18 protein-coding genes and 1 pseudogene are annotated in these 16,103 nt (G+C 42.7%); 2 read left to right on the forward strand and 17 right to left on the reverse strand.

Annotation, left to right across the window (positions count from 1 at the left end; genetic code table 11):
- Positions 1 to 7: 7 nt before the first annotated feature.
- The gene (locus QLQ22_RS23875) at positions 8 to 511 is read left to right on the forward strand and encodes a hypothetical protein (protein ID WP_223438633.1); all 504 of its coding nucleotides are present in this window, start codon (positions 8 to 10) and stop codon (positions 509 to 511) included.
- 192 nt (positions 512 to 703) lie between these two features.
- On the opposite strand, the gene QLQ22_RS23880 is transcribed toward QLQ22_RS23875, so the two are convergent.
- A complete protein-coding gene (locus QLQ22_RS23880) occupies positions 704 to 1,690 on the reverse strand; it encodes a Gfo/Idh/MocA family protein (RefSeq protein ID WP_252207702.1) in 987 nt (328 codons plus the stop codon).
- 152 nt (positions 1,691 to 1,842) lie between these two features.
- On the opposite strand from QLQ22_RS23880, the gene QLQ22_RS23885 reads away from it, so the two are divergent.
- Positions 1,843 to 3,042 carry an NAD(P)/FAD-dependent oxidoreductase gene (locus QLQ22_RS23885; protein ID WP_284015729.1) on the forward strand — a complete coding sequence of 400 codons (1,200 nt, stop codon included), beginning with the start codon at positions 1,843 to 1,845 and terminating at the stop codon, positions 3,040 to 3,042.
- A gap of 101 nt (positions 3,043 to 3,143) precedes the next feature.
- Here the strand turns inward: QLQ22_RS23885 and QLQ22_RS23890 are convergent, their stop codons facing one another.
- The 16 genes and pseudogenes from QLQ22_RS23890 to QLQ22_RS23965 form a co-directional block, all read right to left on the reverse strand.
- Positions 3,144 to 3,416 carry a hypothetical protein gene (locus tag QLQ22_RS23890; protein WP_223438636.1) on the reverse strand — a complete coding sequence of 91 codons (273 nt, stop codon included), beginning with the start codon at positions 3,414 to 3,416 and terminating at the stop codon, positions 3,144 to 3,146.
- 118 nt (positions 3,417 to 3,534) lie between these two features.
- Positions 3,535 to 3,786, reverse strand: a pseudogene (locus tag QLQ22_RS23895) (sugar ABC transporter permease); the annotation flags it as partial.
- 58 nt (positions 3,787 to 3,844) lie between these two features.
- Positions 3,845 to 4,504 (reverse strand): TIGR03943 family putative permease subunit, encoded by a 660-nt coding sequence (locus QLQ22_RS23900; RefSeq protein ID WP_284015730.1) that lies wholly within the window; start codon positions 4,502 to 4,504, stop codon positions 3,845 to 3,847.
- A 326-nt stretch (positions 4,505 to 4,830) separates the two neighbouring features.
- Positions 4,831 to 6,147: an MFS transporter gene (locus tag QLQ22_RS23905; RefSeq protein WP_252208820.1), complete on the reverse strand. Its 1,317-nt coding sequence runs from the start codon at positions 6,145 to 6,147 to the stop codon at positions 4,831 to 4,833.
- A 263-nt stretch (positions 6,148 to 6,410) separates the two neighbouring features.
- Positions 6,411 to 6,815, reverse strand: coding sequence for a F0F1 ATP synthase subunit epsilon (locus QLQ22_RS23910; RefSeq protein ID WP_070877088.1), 405 nt, complete (start codon positions 6,813 to 6,815; stop codon positions 6,411 to 6,413).
- 25 nt (positions 6,816 to 6,840) lie between these two features.
- Positions 6,841 to 8,262 carry a F0F1 ATP synthase subunit beta gene (gene atpD, locus QLQ22_RS23915; protein WP_252202733.1) on the reverse strand — a complete coding sequence of 474 codons (1,422 nt, stop codon included), beginning with the start codon at positions 8,260 to 8,262 and terminating at the stop codon, positions 6,841 to 6,843.
- A gap of 69 nt (positions 8,263 to 8,331) precedes the next feature.
- A complete protein-coding gene (gene atpG, locus QLQ22_RS23920; protein ID WP_223438640.1) occupies positions 8,332 to 9,189 on the reverse strand; it encodes an ATP synthase F1 subunit gamma in 858 nt (285 codons plus the stop codon).
- 85 nt (positions 9,190 to 9,274) lie between these two features.
- Positions 9,275 to 10,783 (reverse strand): F0F1 ATP synthase subunit alpha, encoded by a 1,509-nt coding sequence (atpA, locus tag QLQ22_RS23925; protein ID WP_223438641.1) that lies wholly within the window; start codon positions 10,781 to 10,783, stop codon positions 9,275 to 9,277.
- Positions 10,784 to 10,798: 15 nt separating this feature from the next.
- On the reverse strand, positions 10,799 to 11,344 hold the full coding sequence (locus tag QLQ22_RS23930) for a F0F1 ATP synthase subunit delta (protein ID WP_223438642.1): 546 nt from the start codon (positions 11,342 to 11,344) through the stop codon (positions 10,799 to 10,801).
- Positions 11,341 to 11,859 carry a F0F1 ATP synthase subunit B gene (gene atpF, locus QLQ22_RS23935; RefSeq protein ID WP_223438643.1) on the reverse strand — a complete coding sequence of 173 codons (519 nt, stop codon included), beginning with the start codon at positions 11,857 to 11,859 and terminating at the stop codon, positions 11,341 to 11,343. The genes QLQ22_RS23930 and atpF overlap by 4 nt, the downstream gene beginning before the upstream one ends.
- Before the next feature lie 167 nt (positions 11,860 to 12,026).
- Positions 12,027 to 12,239: a F0F1 ATP synthase subunit C gene (gene atpE, locus QLQ22_RS23940; protein WP_029283354.1), complete on the reverse strand. Its 213-nt coding sequence runs from the start codon at positions 12,237 to 12,239 to the stop codon at positions 12,027 to 12,029.
- 66 nt (positions 12,240 to 12,305) lie between these two features.
- The gene (gene atpB / locus QLQ22_RS23945) at positions 12,306 to 13,016 is read right to left on the reverse strand and encodes a F0F1 ATP synthase subunit A (RefSeq protein WP_223438644.1); all 711 of its coding nucleotides are present in this window, start codon (positions 13,014 to 13,016) and stop codon (positions 12,306 to 12,308) included.
- Positions 13,017 to 13,036: 20 nt separating this feature from the next.
- Entirely contained in the window at positions 13,037 to 13,405 is a 369-nt protein-coding gene (locus tag QLQ22_RS23950; RefSeq protein ID WP_223438645.1) for an ATP synthase subunit I, read from the reverse strand.
- Between the two features lie 7 nt (positions 13,406 to 13,412).
- Entirely contained in the window at positions 13,413 to 13,634 is a 222-nt protein-coding gene (locus QLQ22_RS23955) for an AtpZ/AtpI family protein (protein ID WP_070877080.1), read from the reverse strand.
- A gap of 187 nt (positions 13,635 to 13,821) precedes the next feature.
- Positions 13,822 to 15,747, reverse strand: a complete 1,926-nt coding sequence (locus QLQ22_RS23960) for a S8 family serine peptidase (protein WP_284015731.1) — start codon at positions 15,745 to 15,747, stop codon at positions 13,822 to 13,824.
- Positions 15,707 to 16,060, reverse strand: a complete 354-nt coding sequence (locus QLQ22_RS23965; protein WP_284015732.1) for a hypothetical protein — start codon at positions 16,058 to 16,060, stop codon at positions 15,707 to 15,709. Before QLQ22_RS23965 ends, QLQ22_RS23960 begins: the two co-directional genes overlap by 41 nt.
- Positions 16,061 to 16,103: the final 43 nt, after the last annotated feature.

Below are 16,103 nucleotides of genomic sequence, written 5' to 3' on the forward strand. Positions count from 1 at the left end.
TGACAGAATGCTAGAATCTTATAATCATCAAATTGAAACAGATTATGGCAGGAATTTGCCTGTCTTTGAAAATGAAGAAGCGGCCAAAGTGTATTACTATGAACAACGGAAAGAGAACTTGTCTCTATTAGAAGATATATATGCAGAACTCGGCTTAACATTAAACTATTCGGTAAAAAGTTTAATTGAACTTGAAGAAGTGTACTTTTCATTTTTTCAGGAAAATAAGTTCCGTGACTTTCAGTTGTCCATTAGGGACTTGGAAGAATGCATGAGCATATACTTTGGTGAAGTCGTCACGATTCACTTGGATGGAGCTTCATGGATCGTCAAAGAATATTCTTTTACTGAAGGCGCCTATGTTATGGGACTGCAGTGCGGACGCAGGGCGACTTATTTTTCTAACCTTTTTGAAGATCACTACATGACTGCAAAAGACGCATCCGGACAGAAAATGCATCAATTATATAAGCGATATGAGAGAAAAGCGAAGAAAATGGGACCAAACTAGTTTTTTGTTTGGTTCCTTTTATTTTATATGATTATGAATATTTAATCTATTTAAGATGATGGATATTTTTCATTATTTTTGAATTTATTGGCAAAAAAAGAGCCATAAAAAATTATGGCTCCCTCACTTTTTTATATGCTTCATTAAATGTGTTTTCTTGATAAAAGGACCATTAAAAAGAGTCCTTCGTCTTTATACGCTGATCGTTATTCTCCGCTTTTCAGTATTCGACTGAATCGCCGCTTCGTTCACTGCCGTTAACAGGAGGGCATCCTCATTCGAAATAGACGGTGTTTTTCCAGACTGGATGGCATCCGCCCATTGTTCCATTGGAATCGGAAGCTCTTTTGGCAGCTGTTCAATCACATGAGTACCTTCGCCATTTCTCAGCTCCACTTTTCCATCCTGAATCAGCAGGCATCCTTCTGTTCCGTATAATTCTAGATAAAACGGACTTCCGTGTGAAACAAACGAGGTTTCAATCACGCCAGTTACACCTTCCTCATAGGAAACGATGACAGAAGCCTGGTCTTCGACTTCTTTTGTATAGACGTAATCAAAATGAGCGGATACTTCTTTAGGTTTTCCTGCAAGGCGGTTGAGCAAATAGATCGGATGAGCCCCTAAATCTATGAGAGCCCCTCCGCCGCATTGCTCAGCATTGTAGAAGTGTGCAGGCAGCCATCCTTCAGGGTTTTCCGCTGAAGGCACTGAACCGTTGTGAGCGACACGGCATCTTGCCATTTTGAGTTCTCCAATTAAGCCATCCTTCAGTGCTTTTTCAGCATAGAGGTAATAGTTTGTGGTGAGCCTAGGCATTGAGACCACAAGAGAAACTCCCGCTTTCTCGACTGCTTCAAAGATTTCTTTGCAATCAGCTGTTGTTAACGCCAGTACTTTTTCTGTGAAAATGTGCTTTCCATTCTGTGCTGCTTTTATGATGACTTCCTTGTGCATGTTAGTCGGCGTGTCAACAACCACCCCTTCAATAGCAGGATTGCCTAGAACCTTCTCAAGCTCAGGTTCAAATGGAACATTCAGTTCATTTGCCCACCGCTGCCCTCTTTCTTTGTCCTCATCCCATACATGCGTAATATTCAATTTAGAACTGTTATGTATATCTCTTTCATAATCAACGGCATGAACGTGCCATTTGCTCAGCATTGCGACTGAAATCATTTTTTTCCCTCCCGGAATTTTTTCACACTTATATAGTAACTTCCTTTTCGGACACCTGATTTCCTTTTCAATTTTTGGATATTTTTTTAAAAGAGGTTTTTTCTTTGGATAAAAGAGGGAATATGCCTGTTATATCCTAAGGGGGAAAACGAATGAAGCTTCATAACGGCTCTCTATATTGGCCTCAAACGGTCAGCCATGTTCAGGCATATCCTGAGCTTCAAGATACCATAACATGTGATGTCCTCATCGTTGGAGGGGGAATGTCTGGTGCTTTGTGTGCTCACACCCTTTCAAAGTATGATTTAGATACAATTTTAGTGGAAAAAAGAACCGTCGGCAGCGGCAGTTCAAGTGCAAATACAGGGCTCCTGCAGTTTTCAAATGATACGATGCTCCATGAATTCATCAAAAAAATAGGTGAAGAGAAAGCGGTCCGTTTTTATAAAATGTGTTTAAAAGCAGTAGATGAGCTTGAGCTTGCAGCTAAAAGCTTATCGAAAGAAGTCGATTTCATCAGAAGAAAAAGCCTGTATTATGCAAGCACTCCAGGTGACAAATCAAAACTGAAAAAAGAGTTTAAAGCTCTTTCTAAACATGGTTTCCCTGTAGATTTTTTGAAAAAAGACGAAATAAAAGAGCGATTTGGATTTGAGAAGCCGGCCGCTCTTTTGACAGATGGCGATGCCGAAGTGAACCCGTATAAATTTATCCAGACTTTGATGGAGGACGCTCATCACAATGGCGTCCGGATTTTTGAGAATACAGAAATTGAAGAGACTGACAGAGATGATGAGTACGTCTATTTCCAATCTGCACATGGAAAAATTGCAGCAAAAAAAGTCATCTATTCGACCGGCTACGAAACGATTCCATTCGCGAAAAAATTGGGAGCCGAAGTGAATCGAACTTTTGCGATCGTCACTACCCCAGTACACTATCTTAATCATTGGGAAGACAAAAACCTGATTTGGGAAACGAAACGCCCCTACTTCTATATGCGGACAACGGTCGACGGCAGAATTGTTGCCGGAGGGCTTGATGAAGAGAGAATGGAAGCACCAAGCAGCGAAGAAATGATCCGCGAACGCGGTCAGCGGCTTTTGGACAAAATCAAGGAGCATTATCCGGGTTATGAAATGGAAGTTGATTCCGTATGGGGTGCAAGCTTTGGTGAATCAGACGACGGATTGCCATTCATCGGAAAGCATCCAAAGAAAGAAAATGTCTATTACTTGCTTGGCTTTGGCGGAAATGGAACCGTTTATTCCATGCTTGGCGCTGAAATCTTAAAGGACTTGATTCTTTATGACTCTCATCCTGATGCAGAAATTGTGAGATTGGATAGATAAAACGGGAAAAGCTTTGGCTTTTCCTGTTTTTTATGCTGGGAGCAAAAAACGATTTTCAGCAAACAAAAAAACAGCACCGCCATCAGGCAATGCTGCACCATTTATTTCTTCTTTTCATCATAGTATTGAACGGGATACATGGAGCCCTCTGAGACCATTTTATTATCTTCAACGTCATGAGGATCTGGATGACCCGCTTTTTCAACAGGGAATGCATCTGTGTTTTTACGTGCAAAGTAGGGAATCTTGTTTTTGGCGCTTTGAACGAATCCTGTTACCTTTTGACGGTTTGATTTATCCTTTAATAAATAGGATGTCACTCCGACTCCGACTGTTGATAAGGCAATACCTGAAATTAAAGTTTTCTGTCTCATACAAGTTGCTCCTTTCGCAGTGAATTTGTTGCATACTTTTAATTACCCGCTTCTTTCTTTTGCAAAACATAGAAACTTAAAGAATAAAACGCCGCACCAAAGTGCAGGAGTTCGAAAGCTATCTTTTCTTCTTATTCCGGCTGTATATATCAAACCACACATCAAGGACCAAAATGCTTCCTTTTACAATCAGCTGCCAATAGGCATCGATATTCATCATGCTCATGCCGTTAACAAGACTTGCCATAACAAGGGCTCCTATGATGGCGCCTGGAATGGTGCCGATTCCGCCCATTAAGCTTGTTCCGCCGATGGCACAGGCTGCAATGGCATCAAGCTCATATATGTTCCCTGCAAAGGCTGTACCGCTAACGAATCATCAGCGATACTGCCTTTTTATTCTGCGCCGAAAGAAAGACGTTTCTTCTTCAGTCAGTATGGGTGCCTTTACCCTCATAGACATAGGGCTGTGCGGGAGGTTTTATTTTTACTGCCTTTTTAATTAGCAGATAAGGTACCTCAGCTCCGGAATATGTATTTGTACTTAGTTCCCCTGTGACGTTAACCCATTGACTATCAAGAAGATTTTTTGCATTTTCCATCCTGGAAAGCAGGCCGTATAACCCGTCGTGCTCATCTGTACAGCAGGGATCACCGCTTCTTGCAATAACAAGCTGCGTTTCTGAAAAATCTTTTTCACGGAAGACAAAACCAGTCAATTCAACCTGTTTTCCCGCAAACTCCTTTGGAAATCGATCAAGAACTTCCAATATGGAGATATAATTTTCATTTGAAAGGATGATTTTATCCATTTTCAATAAATCATTTTTCTGATTTTCATAATATTCATCAGGTTTATCTTCCGCATGATGATCATCTTCATGATCAGGTTTATATTTTTCATCTAACTTTTTCATATATCCATCAGGATCTTCCAGATACTCTTTCGCATTCGCCAATGGTTCCTCTTTTTCCTGAGTTGCTTCTTGTTTTTCAGGCTCTCTCTCTTCTTTTTCTGGCTGCATACTTATCACAAATACAATACCTGCTATGATCAGAAGACCTAAAGCCGTTAAAAACTTTTTCATAAGTCATTACTCCTACTCCGTTTAATTACCGGGAACTGCCCTCTCTTTAGTTTAACAAAAAAGAAGGAAGTTTCGTAAAGCAGAAACTTCCAATCCCAGAATTACTTCGCGCGTGCTGATATTTTTCAATGTACCCGATCATCGTCTGAAAATGTCTGCGTACTCCCCCCACTGCTTGCGTATGATTTCCCTTTTCTGGCTCAACCCTAAATGTGTGTATTCATTGCGTGATTTCGGGTTAGACTTTCTTAAAAAACAAAGAACCATTTCTTTAAGAAATGGTCCGAATCCAAGATCATTTATCTTTTTTGAAAGCTCATGGGCAGCTAGCGTTTTTTCATGGCATCAATCTCGGCTTCGATATGGGAGACTTTCGAAGACTCACCCATTCGCAAGTAGGAGATTAAACTGACCGCAATACATGCAGCTACGTAGAAATAAAAGAATGTCTCTACTCCAGAGCTCTTCAGCCATAGCGCAATAAACTCCGCAGTTCCGCCAAACACTGCAACAGTGAGTGCGTAAGGGAAACCAACCCCAAGCGCTCGAATTTCAGTCGGGAAGAGCTCGGCTTTCACAATTGCATTAATAGAAGTGTAACCGGTGATAATGATGAGACCCGCCATCATAAGCAAGAATGCAACGATAGGACTCTTCGTCTGCTCCATGATCAAGAAAAGCGGCACCGTGAACAGCGTACCCAAGATACCAAAACTTATCAATAGAGGACGGCGCCCGATTTTGTCAGACAGCATGCCTGCTAGCGGTTGAAGCACGACGAATATAAGCAGGGCTATAAAGTTAATCAAACTGACAACTTCCTTATCAAGGCCTACAGTATTCACCATATACTTCTGTAAATATGTCGTATATGTATAGAAGGCGACTGTTCCGCCGAGTGTAAGTCCAACCACTGTCAGCACAGCCTTTGGGTGTTTCATCAGAGTTCTGATAGTACCTGCGTTCTCCCTGCTTTTTGAACCCATGTTTGAGAATTGCTCTGATTCATCCATCGTGCGGCGCAGCCACAATACGGCCAACGCACCCATTGCTCCGATGACGAATGGAATCCGCCATCCCCAGGACATCATATCGGATTCGCTGAGTGTTTGCTGAAGGACAATCTGGACACCAAGGGCCAGCAGCTGTCCTGCAACAAGTGTGACATATTGAAAGCTTGAATAGAAGCCGCGTCTGCCGCTGCTGGCCATCTCTGAAAGGTACGTTGCAGATGTTCCATACTCTCCGCCCAGCGACAGCCCTTGGAGCAGGCGAGCGAGAACAAGAATAGCGGGAGCCATCACACCAATGGTGGCATAACTTGGGGTTAAGGCAATGATCAGAGAACCACCGGCCATGACGGTAATGGAAAGCGTCAGTGCTGCACGCCGGCCATGACGATCAGCATAGCGGCCCATCAGCAAGCTCCCTAAAGGACGCATCAGGAAGCCTACCGCAAATATTGCTGCTGTGTTGAGCAGCTGGCTGGTAGGATCTCCCTTGGGGAAGAACGCTTCAGAGAAATATACGGCGAAAGCAGAATAAACATACCAGTCGTACCATTCGATCAAATTTCCAACTGAACCTTTGAAAATGTTTCCGGTTATTCGACGCTTATTAGCGTGCTCACTAGATTGATTCACTGTATATCCTCCTCTTGATGTATCTGTTCGAATTATGACAATTATCCATAAATCGACAAGAATAGTTTGAATTTTGTTGAAATTTAAGTTAATGGTAGCATTAATTTTATATATTGGTATACATGCCATTGTTTCTATTTTTAAACGACAAAAAATAGCCGAATTATCATAATCCCAAAGATTTATAAAAAGATGTGCTGCCCGAGATATCATTCCAGAAAAACGAAAAAAATCCCCGGGACCAGGTCCCAGGGATTTCTTTCTTAGATTTTATTCTGTGATACGTTAATTCGATTCATTGCTCGGCGCAAAGCAAGTTCGGCACGCTTGAAATCGATGTCGTCTGTACTTTTGTTCAGACGCTGTTCAGCGCGTTCTTTCGCAGATTGTGCACGAGTTAAATCAATATCTTCTACAGTCTCAGCAGCTTGTGCCAAGATTGTGACTTTGTCAGGCCGTACTTCTAAAAAGCCGCCGCTAACAGCCACGAGTTCCGTGGATTTTCCTGTTTTCAACCGAACCGCTCCGATTTGCAAAGGAGCAACCAACGGAATATGACCTGGCAAGATTCCGAGCTCACCGCTTTGAGCCTTTACGCTTACCATTTCGACGTCTGCATCGTAAACTGGGCCATCGGGAGTAACGACATTGACTTGTACTGTCTTCATACTCTATACCCTCCTGCGTCCCAAATTATACTTCTACACCCATGTTCTTCGCACTTTCGATAACATCTTCAATGCGTCCAACAAGACGGAATGCATCTTCTGGAAGATGATCGTATTTGCCTTCAAGGATTTCCTTGAAGCCGCGAACTGTTTCTTTAACAGGAACGTAAGAACCTGCTTGACCAGTAAACTGCTCAGCTACGTGGAAGTTTTGGGATAAGAAGAATTGAATACGACGTGCACGGGACACGACTAATTTATCTTCGTCATTAAGCTCATCCATACCAAGGATCGCAATGATATCTTGTAATTCTTTGTAACGCTGCAGTGTTTGCTGTACTTGACGTGCAACAGAATAGTGCTCTTCTCCAACGATTTCAGGAGATAATGCACGAGATGTTGAAGCAAGTGGATCCACCGCTGGGTAAATACCCATTTCAGAAAGTTTACGCTCAAGGTTTGTTGTTGCATCCAAGTGAGCGAAAGTTGTTGCAGGAGCCGGATCCGTATAGTCATCGGCAGGAACGTAGATTGCTTGAATCGACGTTACAGAACCAACGTTTGTAGACGTGATGCGCTCTTGCAATTGACCCATTTCAGTAGCAAGTGTCGGCTGGTAACCAACGGCAGATGGCATACGGCCAAGAAGGGCAGATACCTCTGAACCTGCTTGAGTGAAACGGAAAATGTTATCCATGAAGAAAAGAACGTCTTGTCCTTGATCATCACGGAAGTATTCAGCCATTGTAAGACCTGTAAGAGCTACACGCATACGTGCTCCAGGCGGCTCATTCATTTGTCCGAAAACCATCGCTGTTTTCTTGATAACACCAGAATCAGTCATCTCATGGTAAAGGTCATTTCCTTCACGAGTACGCTCTCCAACACCAGCGAATACAGAGATACCGCCATGCTCTTGAGCGATGTTGTTGATAAGTTCTTGGATAAGTACGGTTTTACCAACACCCGCACCTCCGAAAAGACCGATTTTTCCGCCTTTGATGTAAGGTGCAAGAAGGTCAACTACTTTGATTCCCGTTTCAAGAATTTCTACCTCAGTAGAAAGCTGATCGAATTTAGGTGCTAGTCTGTGAATTGGATCACGACGAGATCCAGCAGGAATTGCTTCATCCAAATCAATGTTATCACCTAATACGTTAAATACACGGCCTAGTGTAACATCTCCAACTGGAACTGAGATTGGAGCACCTGTATCTAAAACTTCACTTCCGCGAACAAGGCCATCTGTTGATGCCATCGCTACGGTACGAACCGTGTCGTCACCTAGGTGAAGGGCAACTTCTAATGTTAATTCTGACGCTGCTTCATTTTCGCTTCGTCCTTTGAATGTAACTTTAAGGGCGTTATAGATTTCAGGAAGCTGACCACTTTGGAACTTTACGTCAACAACCGGACCCATAACTTGAGTAACGCGTCCTTTATTCATCGTTTTCCCTCCTAACTTGCTAGTGCAGAACATTTCTGTCTATGGAACCCATATATTGGGCCTGTTTGTCTATTCGAGTGCCGCAGCTCCGCCGACGATTTCGGTAATTTCCTGTGTAATCGCAGCCTGACGTGCACGGTTATATGAAAGAGTAAGACTGTTGATAAGTTCTTTCGCATTGTCTGTCGCATTTTTCATCGCTGACATACGCGCAGCATGCTCAGAAGCTTTACTGTCTAAAAGTGCTCCGTAGATGAGACTTTCAGCATATTGTGGTAATAACACTTCTAAAATCTCTTCCTCAGAAGGCTCAAATTCGTAAGATGTTTTCTTAGAAGAGCCAGCTAGATCAGAAAGAGGAAGAAGCTTCGTTTCTGTTACGTCCTGCTGAATAACACTTGCGAAATGATTGTAATACACGTAGATTTCGTCAAATGTTCCATCATTGAACATATTAACTGTGTTTGTTGCAATATCTTTAATCTCAGCAAATGATGTGTCATCTGCAATACCAGTCACTTCAAGAGCGATTTGAACACCGCGCTTCTTGAAGAATTCACGTCCAATTTTACCGATTGCAATTACAGCGTACTCATCTTTCGACGTGTGGCGCTTTTGCATTGCCTGGTAAACGGCACGCAAAACGTTACTGTTAAGGGCACCAGCTAATCCTCGGTCAGACGTGATCACAAGATACGCTGTTTTCTTAACGGGACGGCTGACAAGCATTGGATGAGACACACCCGTACTGCCTAAAGCTATGTTTGCAACCACCTCTTGTATCTTATCCATATAAGGCACAAACGCTTTTGCGTTGTTTTCGGCGCGGTTCAGCTTTGCGGCTGAAACCATCTCCATTGCCTTAGTAATCTGGCTTGTTTTCTTCGTTGAGGTGATTCTTGATTTAATGTCGCGTAATGATGCCAAAGGTTCTCACCACCTTTTTATAAAAATCAACCTGATTCATTATCTTAAGATAAAGTATGAAGGCCTGCCTTCATACTTCACCTCATTATTCAGTAATCGCGAATGTTTTTTTGAATGCAGCAATAGCAGCATTGAAGTCGTTGTCTTCAGGAAGTCCGCCAGTTGTTCGAATATGATCAAGCAATGCTTTATGGTTTTGATCTAAGAATACATAGTACTCTTCTTCAAAGCGTTTAATATCTTCAACTGGGATATCATCAAGGAATCCGCGAGTTAAAGCGTAAAGAATCGCAACTTGCTTTTCAACTGCAAGAGGTTTGTTCAAGCCTTGTTTCAAAACTTCAACCGTACGTGCTCCGCGGTTTAATTTCGCTTGAGTTGCTTTATCAAGGTCAGATCCGAATTGAGCAAATGCTTCTAGCTCACGGTAAGAAGCAAGGTCAAGACGCAGTGTACCTGATACTTTTTTCATTGCTTTGATCTGTGCAGATCCTCCAACACGTGATACAGATAGACCGGCGTTAACCGCTGGACGTACACCTGAGAAGAATAAGTCAGACTGCAAGAAGATTTGTCCATCAGTGATGGAAATTACGTTTGTTGGAATGTATGCAGATACATCTCCAGCTTGTGTCTCAATGAATGGAAGAGCAGTTAATGAACCAGCGCCTTTTGCATCACTAAGTTTTGCTGCACGCTCAAGAAGGCGTGAATGCAAGTAGAATACGTCACCAGGATATGCTTCGCGGCCTGGAGGACGGCGTAATAATAATGAAAGTTCACGGTAAGCAGATGCTTGTTTTGTTAAATCATCATAAACAACCAAAACGTGCTTGCCGTTGTACATGAAATGCTCACCCATAGTAACACCAGTATAAGGAGCTAAGAATAATAGCGGTGCCGGCTGTGAAGCAGATGCTGTAACAACGATTGTGTAGTCTAATGCGCCATTTTTGCGAAGAGTTTCAACTACGCCGCGGACAGTAGATTCTTTTTGTCCGATTGCAACGTAAATACAGATCATATCTTCGTTCTTTTGGTTTAGGATTGTATCGATGGCAACAGATGTTTTACCTGTTTGACGGTCACCGATAATTAACTCACGCTGGCCGCGGCCGATTGGAATTAGAGAGTCAATCGCTTTAATTCCAGTTTGCAATGGTTCATGAACCGATTTACGGTCCATAACGCCTGGAGCCGGGCTCTCAATTGGGCGAGTATGTGTTGTTTCGATTGGACCAAGGCCATCAACAGGCTGTCCTAGAGAGTTTACGACGCGTCCGATTAACGCTTCACCAACCGGAACCTCCATGATGCGTCCAGTACGGCGAACTTCGTCACCTTCACGGATATCAGAGTAAGGTCCAAGGATAATGATACCTACGTTGTTTGACTCAAGGTTTTGAGCCATACCCATTACGCCGTTTGAAAATTCAACAAGCTCTCCAGCCATGACATTGTCGAGGCCATGAGCACGGGCGATACCGTCACCAATCTGGATAACTGTACCTACATCACTAACTTTGATATCAGACTGATAGCTTTCGATTTGCTTTTTAATCAGTGCACTAATTTCTTCTGCTTTGATGCTCATGAGTTTCACCCCTATCTACGATCTTTTTGCAACAAGTTGTCGCTCTATACGTTCAAGCTTTCCGCTTATACTTCCATCATAAATGCGATTGCCGATACGAAGCTTCACTCCGCCGATCAGATTCTGATCAATAACATTTCTTAAACGAAGAGATGTTTTGCCGATTTTTTTGGCAAACGTATCAGACAGCGCTGTTAATTCATCTTGATCCAGCAGTCTGACAGAATAGACAATGGCGTCTTCTGTGCCGCGTTCGTCATTGGCAAGCTTCACAAAATGATCAGCAAGCTCAGGAATCACATTGATTCTTTGACGTTCAATCAAGAGTAAAATTGTACTTAAAATTGGTTGAGATAAAGAAGCGAACGCTTCACTCATCATGGATTTTTTCTTTTCTAGAAGCACTTTTGGATGTTTAAGCACGTTTAATAATTCAGGATTTTCTTTCGTTACCTTCTGGATAACAAGCAATTCCTCTTCGAACTTGTCAATTGTGCCGTTTTCCTTTGCGATTTGAAAAAGAGCCAATGCATAGCGAGCTGCAACTATTTCTTTACTCATCGGCCTTCGCCTACCTCTTTAATATAATCCTGGATAAGCTTTTCTTGTTCTTTTTCATTTAATTCTTTTTCAATAACCTTCGTAGCAATTAAAATAGATAATGAAGCTACTTGCTCACGCAGAGCGGCAACAGCTTGCTCTTTTTCCTGAGCAATTTCTTTAAATGCAGACTGCTTCAGGCGTTCTGCTTCTGAACGAGCGACTTGGATGATTTCTTCCTTTTGCTTTTCACCAAGCTTCTTCGCACTTTCAACTAAACCCTGAGATTCAAGTCTTGCCTGCTTTAATAGTTCACGCTGCTCTTCAGCAAGCTTCTTAGCTTCCGCGTGTTTAGCTTCAGACGCGCTGATTTCAGATGCAATGTGCTCTTCGCGCTGTTTCATCATATTCATAACAGGTCCAAGAGCATATTTTCTCAGCAATGCAAGTAAGATTAAGAAAATGACCAGCTGGAATACAATGTCTCCAGTATTTAAATGTAAACCTGCACCAACTACTAGATTTGACGTTAACATTGCCCGGTTTCACTCCCTTCAAGAGTTCCATGATGGGTTACTATCAAAAAAAAGCACGAGATTGTTCTGTTTGACTCTCGGCCGCATATTTAAATAGAAACATAAAGCAATGGCGAAGAAGGGTAAAAAACGATCTTCGCCATTTATGTAGAGAACCTGTCTCTTTATTAACTTCCTAATACGATAAACGCGATAACTACTCCGATGATAGGAAGTGCCTCAACTAATGCGATACCGATGAACATGATTGTTTGAAGCTTACCTTGTAGTTCAGGCTGACGAGCAACACCTTCTACTGTACGTGAAACGATAAGACCATTACCAATACCAGCACCTAGTGCCGCTAAGCCGATTGCAATTGCAGCTGCGATTAAATTCATTATATAAATCCCCTCTCAAATTATTAAAAAGTTTTTGATTCTGATTAAACTGTTGAAACATATTAATTAATGGTCGCTGCTCACTTTGTGAGACATATAAACCATTGTTAACATTACAAAGATAAATGCTTGGATGGAACCTACAAAAATACTGAATGCCTGCCATACCATCATTGGCAATGCAGCAGATAAAGCGCCGATTGGACCAGTTACTGCAAGCCCAGCGAGAAGTCCCAAAAGGATTTCACCGGCATAGATGTTACCGTAAAGACGCAAGCCAAGAGTCAGCGTGTTAGCGAACTCTTCAATGATCTTGATCGGGAAAAGGAACGCCATCGGTCGGAAGAAATCCTTCCCATACTCAGCTGTGCCCTTCATTTTCACACCATAATAGTGTGTCAAAGCCACGACCATAACAGCAAGAGTCAGTGTAATCGTTGGATCTGCTGTAGGTGATTTCCACCATAGCTCATGGTTTACAGCAATTGAAAACGGCAGCCCGAGCATATTTGATACAAATATGTACATTAGGAGCGTAACGCCAAGCGTCAAGAATTTCCCGCCTGTATGCCAGTCCATTGAACTGTTGATGATTCCCTTGACGAAATCAACGATCCATTCAAAGAAATTCTGCATCCCTGTCGGCTTCATTGCCAATTTGCGAGTGGCTAGTACCGCTATTAGAAAAACGATAACACTTGCAACAGTGATCATTAAAACATTGGATAAGTTAAAAGTAAGGCCTAAAAACTCTACTATAGGAGCTTCGTGATGCAATAGATTCACCTCTCTTCCGGCTAAGCGCGTGAGTGTTGAAAAACATAATCTATCATAATGACAATATAAACTGTCATTAATCCAATAATGACACTAACCATATTCAGATATTCGGGAAACTTGATCGCGAGCAGGGCAGCTAAACCAGCTGACGCCAATCGGGATGCAGTGCCCAATGACCTGACCTTCCTATTCTGCTGAATCGCTTCACCGAACTGAACTTGCTTGCGCACCATTGACCATAAGTTGAACAAACTGAGTGCTGTTCCAAGCGCCAGTCCCAAAAAGACAGACTGATACCCGGTAAATCCCCAGCCTACGGCATAAAAGGACAATAAGTAGAACATATACTTGCGATATCTGTGGTACATCTGGTGCAAATCAAACATGAATGATTCAGTCTCCTGAAAAAAAGTGGTGGACTAGCTTGATCATCGCGGAAATACCGATTCCGAGCCCAATGAACAGTCCTATGATCATAAAAAGCGGTTCAGTCTGGAAATATCGGTCGAGCCATCTTCCTGAAAAGATGCCAATTAGTGTTGAACCGACTAGCTGAGATAGAATGCCTGTCATTAGTGCCATGGCCTGCATTGGATGACGCTCTTTTTTGCGCATTCACAAGTCCTCGCTAATAGATTAATAAAGGATTTTTCTGGGGATAAAAGCGGTATATGAAAGCGGTATGAAAACCTTATCATTTACCCTCGTCTAGCATACAATAGGCTCTAGTCAAAGTCAATTGGTTTAAAACCAAAAAACTGACAATCAAAAAAGCCTATCACAAAAAGTTCACATTTGATTTTTACCGCTTTTTTCCCTCAGAGTCTTCTAGGATAAGATCTGTTTCCATTGTATCTTCCCTGCTGCCTTTTCTTGCAAAAATGACCGCTTTATAGAGTCCCTCTTTCAGCTTTAGCTCATCCTTTTTAAACGTCTTCCTGACAACTCCTCTTTGAAGATTCCTGCCCCAGTCAAGAAAGCCCTCAAATCTGAGTGTATCCGGGTCATACAGGGCAATTCCCATTTCGTCTGCTCCGCCCGGCAGATAAAACTCGTACTTATACGTTCCTGCTGTATCACCGAATCCAAATTCAAATCCCATCACACGGGGGTAATCCGGTTCATCTACTACATATAGATAAGGAAGCTTTTCGATTCGGCCGCCTGCCTCCACATCCATCCATCCATGATGAAGTCCCGCTTCCATTCCATTTGAATAAATATCCAAAGTTACGAATACATCCTTTTTCTGTTTTGGTTCTACCTCTACTTTTTGCGGGATCCCCCATTGAAGCCCTTTTGTGTAAGGGGGATATTTAAATGTGTAAGCCTTTTTTTCATCAGACTGATTATCAAGAGTCAGCTTCACTTTTTTCCGGATACGGTCACCGTGCAGGGGAACTTGTCCGAATGACAATGAACCGGGATAGAGAAGCGCTTCTGTTTCCAGTGCACGTGTTAAATCGATTCTCCCCGTTCCCTGCGCGGTTGGTTCATAGTAGACTCCCTCCTTGTCTTTCAATGGCTCTGCTGAATTCATTAAGGCAGCTTTGATTTGCTCCGGGTTCCAATCAGGATGCGCCTGTTTTAAGAGAGCACTTGCTCCTGCAACATGCGGCGCTGACATACTTGTTCCCTGAAGACTTAAATACCCTTTCGGAACTGTGCTGTCAATTGCCACTCCGGGAGCCACGACATCCGGCTTGATTTCCCACGTATAAGTAACCGGACCTCTTGAGCTGAAATCTGCCAGCTGATCGGACTCATTCTGATAGAATGTTCGAACAAGCGCCCCATTGCCCAATTGTTTTTTAAGCCAAAAACCATTCTCTTTTGAAATAGAGACAACCGGAATACCTACTTCAATTTCAAGGTTTCCCGCAAAGTTACCTTTCATGTTGTTGTAAATGATAATAGCCTTGGCTCCAACTTTTTCCGCAAAAAGGGCTTTTTCAGTAAACGTAATCTTTCCTCTCTCTACAAGAACAATTTTCCCTTTCATATCCGATTTATACTGATGTTCTTCACCGATGCCGGCAAAGACGATTTCTTCCCCTTGATTAAGGTCCCACTCTTTTGACCCTGCAAGGGCTGTAATCGGAACCATTTTTCCAGTACCGCTAAGCTTTAAATAAGGTATTTTTTGCGGAGGTGTAGATGCCCCGACAGAAATGGATTTACTTGAAGTTCCGGGAGAGCCGATTGTCCAGACTCCGGGACCTGAATTCCCGCTTGATGTCACGGCTACAATTCCGTGTTCAACTGCACGATCCAAAGCGAGACTTGTAGGCCAGTCAGGTCCATTGACTGTATTCCCAAGCGATAAGTTTAAGACATCCACTTTATCTTCAATGGCCTTTTCAATTGCTGCTATCACTTGTTCGCTAGTACCGTATCCTCCAGGACCAAGCGCCCGGTAGGCGATGATTTCCGCTTCCGGTGCTACACCCTGAAGTTTTCCATTCGCTGCAATGATTCCGGCCACATGTGTACCGTGCAGTGTTTCCGTTCCATCAGTCGCTTTTGTTTCCATCGGATCACTGTCACCGTCTATGAGATCTGATCCGCCGTGATAGCTGCGGAACAAATCCGGATGCGTATAATCTATCCCTGTATCAATAATGCCGACCTTCACTCCCTTGCCTGTCAGCCTTTTATGGTGAGAATCGAATTTTCCGCGAACTTCATTACCGCCGATAAAACGGGACACTTTCTTCAATGTCGGCATGATAGGCTGTAACCGGGCTCGCGTGCAATACATGGGGTTCTTTCTGAATAGCTGTCAGGTCTTTATGCTTTCCTTCAACTGTGAAACCGCTGAATACTTTTTTATAGGTACGGCGAATGTGAACATTTGGATAAGATTGCGTTATTTTTCGGGATACGGCCTCTGCATGTTCTTTTTCAACTACAATCATGATCGTTTCTGTCTTATCTGGTGATTCCTTAGGAATAGCAGGGATAGCAGGGATAGTTTTTGCCTGTGCTGAAAAAGAAATCAGCATGAAAAATATAAAAGAAATCGTGCATTTTCGGCCCATTTTTGTCACCTCCCTCTTATTCTTTTCTAAGGAAGGTTCTTTC

It is taken from the genome of Metabacillus hrfriensis (assembly GCF_030127205.1).
GTDB classification, from domain to species: Bacteria; Bacillota; Bacilli; order Bacillales; family Bacillaceae; genus Bacillus_P; species Bacillus_P dongyingensis.

Bases quoted from the DNA above. Each gene is read 5' to 3' on its own strand.
- QLQ22_RS23875 (WP_223438633.1), top strand. From the start codon at position 8: ATGCTAGAATCTTATAATCATCAAATTGAAACAGATTATGGCAGGAAT.
- QLQ22_RS23880 (WP_252207702.1), bottom strand. From the start codon at position 1,690: ATGATTTCAGTCGCAATGCTGAGCAAATGGCACGTTCATGCCGTTGAT.
- QLQ22_RS23885 (WP_284015729.1), top strand. From the start codon at position 1,843: ATGAAGCTTCATAACGGCTCTCTATATTGGCCTCAAACGGTCAGCCAT.
- QLQ22_RS23890 (WP_223438636.1), bottom strand. From the start codon at position 3,416: ATGAGACAGAAAACTTTAATTTCAGGTATTGCCTTATCAACAGTCGGA.
- QLQ22_RS23900 (WP_284015730.1), bottom strand. From the start codon at position 4,504: ATGAAAAAGTTTTTAACGGCTTTAGGTCTTCTGATCATAGCAGGTATT.
- QLQ22_RS23910 (WP_070877088.1), bottom strand. From the start codon at position 6,815: ATGAAGACAGTACAAGTCAATGTCGTTACTCCCGATGGCCCAGTTTAC.
- atpD (WP_252202733.1), bottom strand. From the start codon at position 8,262: ATGAATAAAGGACGCGTTACTCAAGTTATGGGTCCGGTTGTTGACGTA.
- atpA (WP_223438641.1), bottom strand. From the start codon at position 10,783: ATGAGCATCAAAGCAGAAGAAATTAGTGCACTGATTAAAAAGCAAATC.
- QLQ22_RS23930 (WP_223438642.1), bottom strand. From the start codon at position 11,344: ATGAGTAAAGAAATAGTTGCAGCTCGCTATGCATTGGCTCTTTTTCAA.
- atpF (WP_223438643.1), bottom strand. From the start codon at position 11,859: ATGTTAACGTCAAATCTAGTAGTTGGTGCAGGTTTACATTTAAATACT.
- atpE (WP_029283354.1), bottom strand. From the start codon at position 12,239: ATGAATTTAATCGCAGCTGCAATTGCAATCGGCTTAGCGGCACTAGGT.
- QLQ22_RS23950 (WP_223438645.1), bottom strand. From the start codon at position 13,405: ATGTTTGATTTGCACCAGATGTACCACAGATATCGCAAGTATATGTTC.
- QLQ22_RS23955 (WP_070877080.1), bottom strand. From the start codon at position 13,634: ATGCGCAAAAAAGAGCGTCATCCAATGCAGGCCATGGCACTAATGACA.
- QLQ22_RS23960 (WP_284015731.1), bottom strand. From the start codon at position 15,747: ATGCCGACATTGAAGAAAGTGTCCCGTTTTATCGGCGGTAATGAAGTT.
- QLQ22_RS23965 (WP_284015732.1), bottom strand. From the start codon at position 16,060: ATGGGCCGAAAATGCACGATTTCTTTTATATTTTTCATGCTGATTTCT.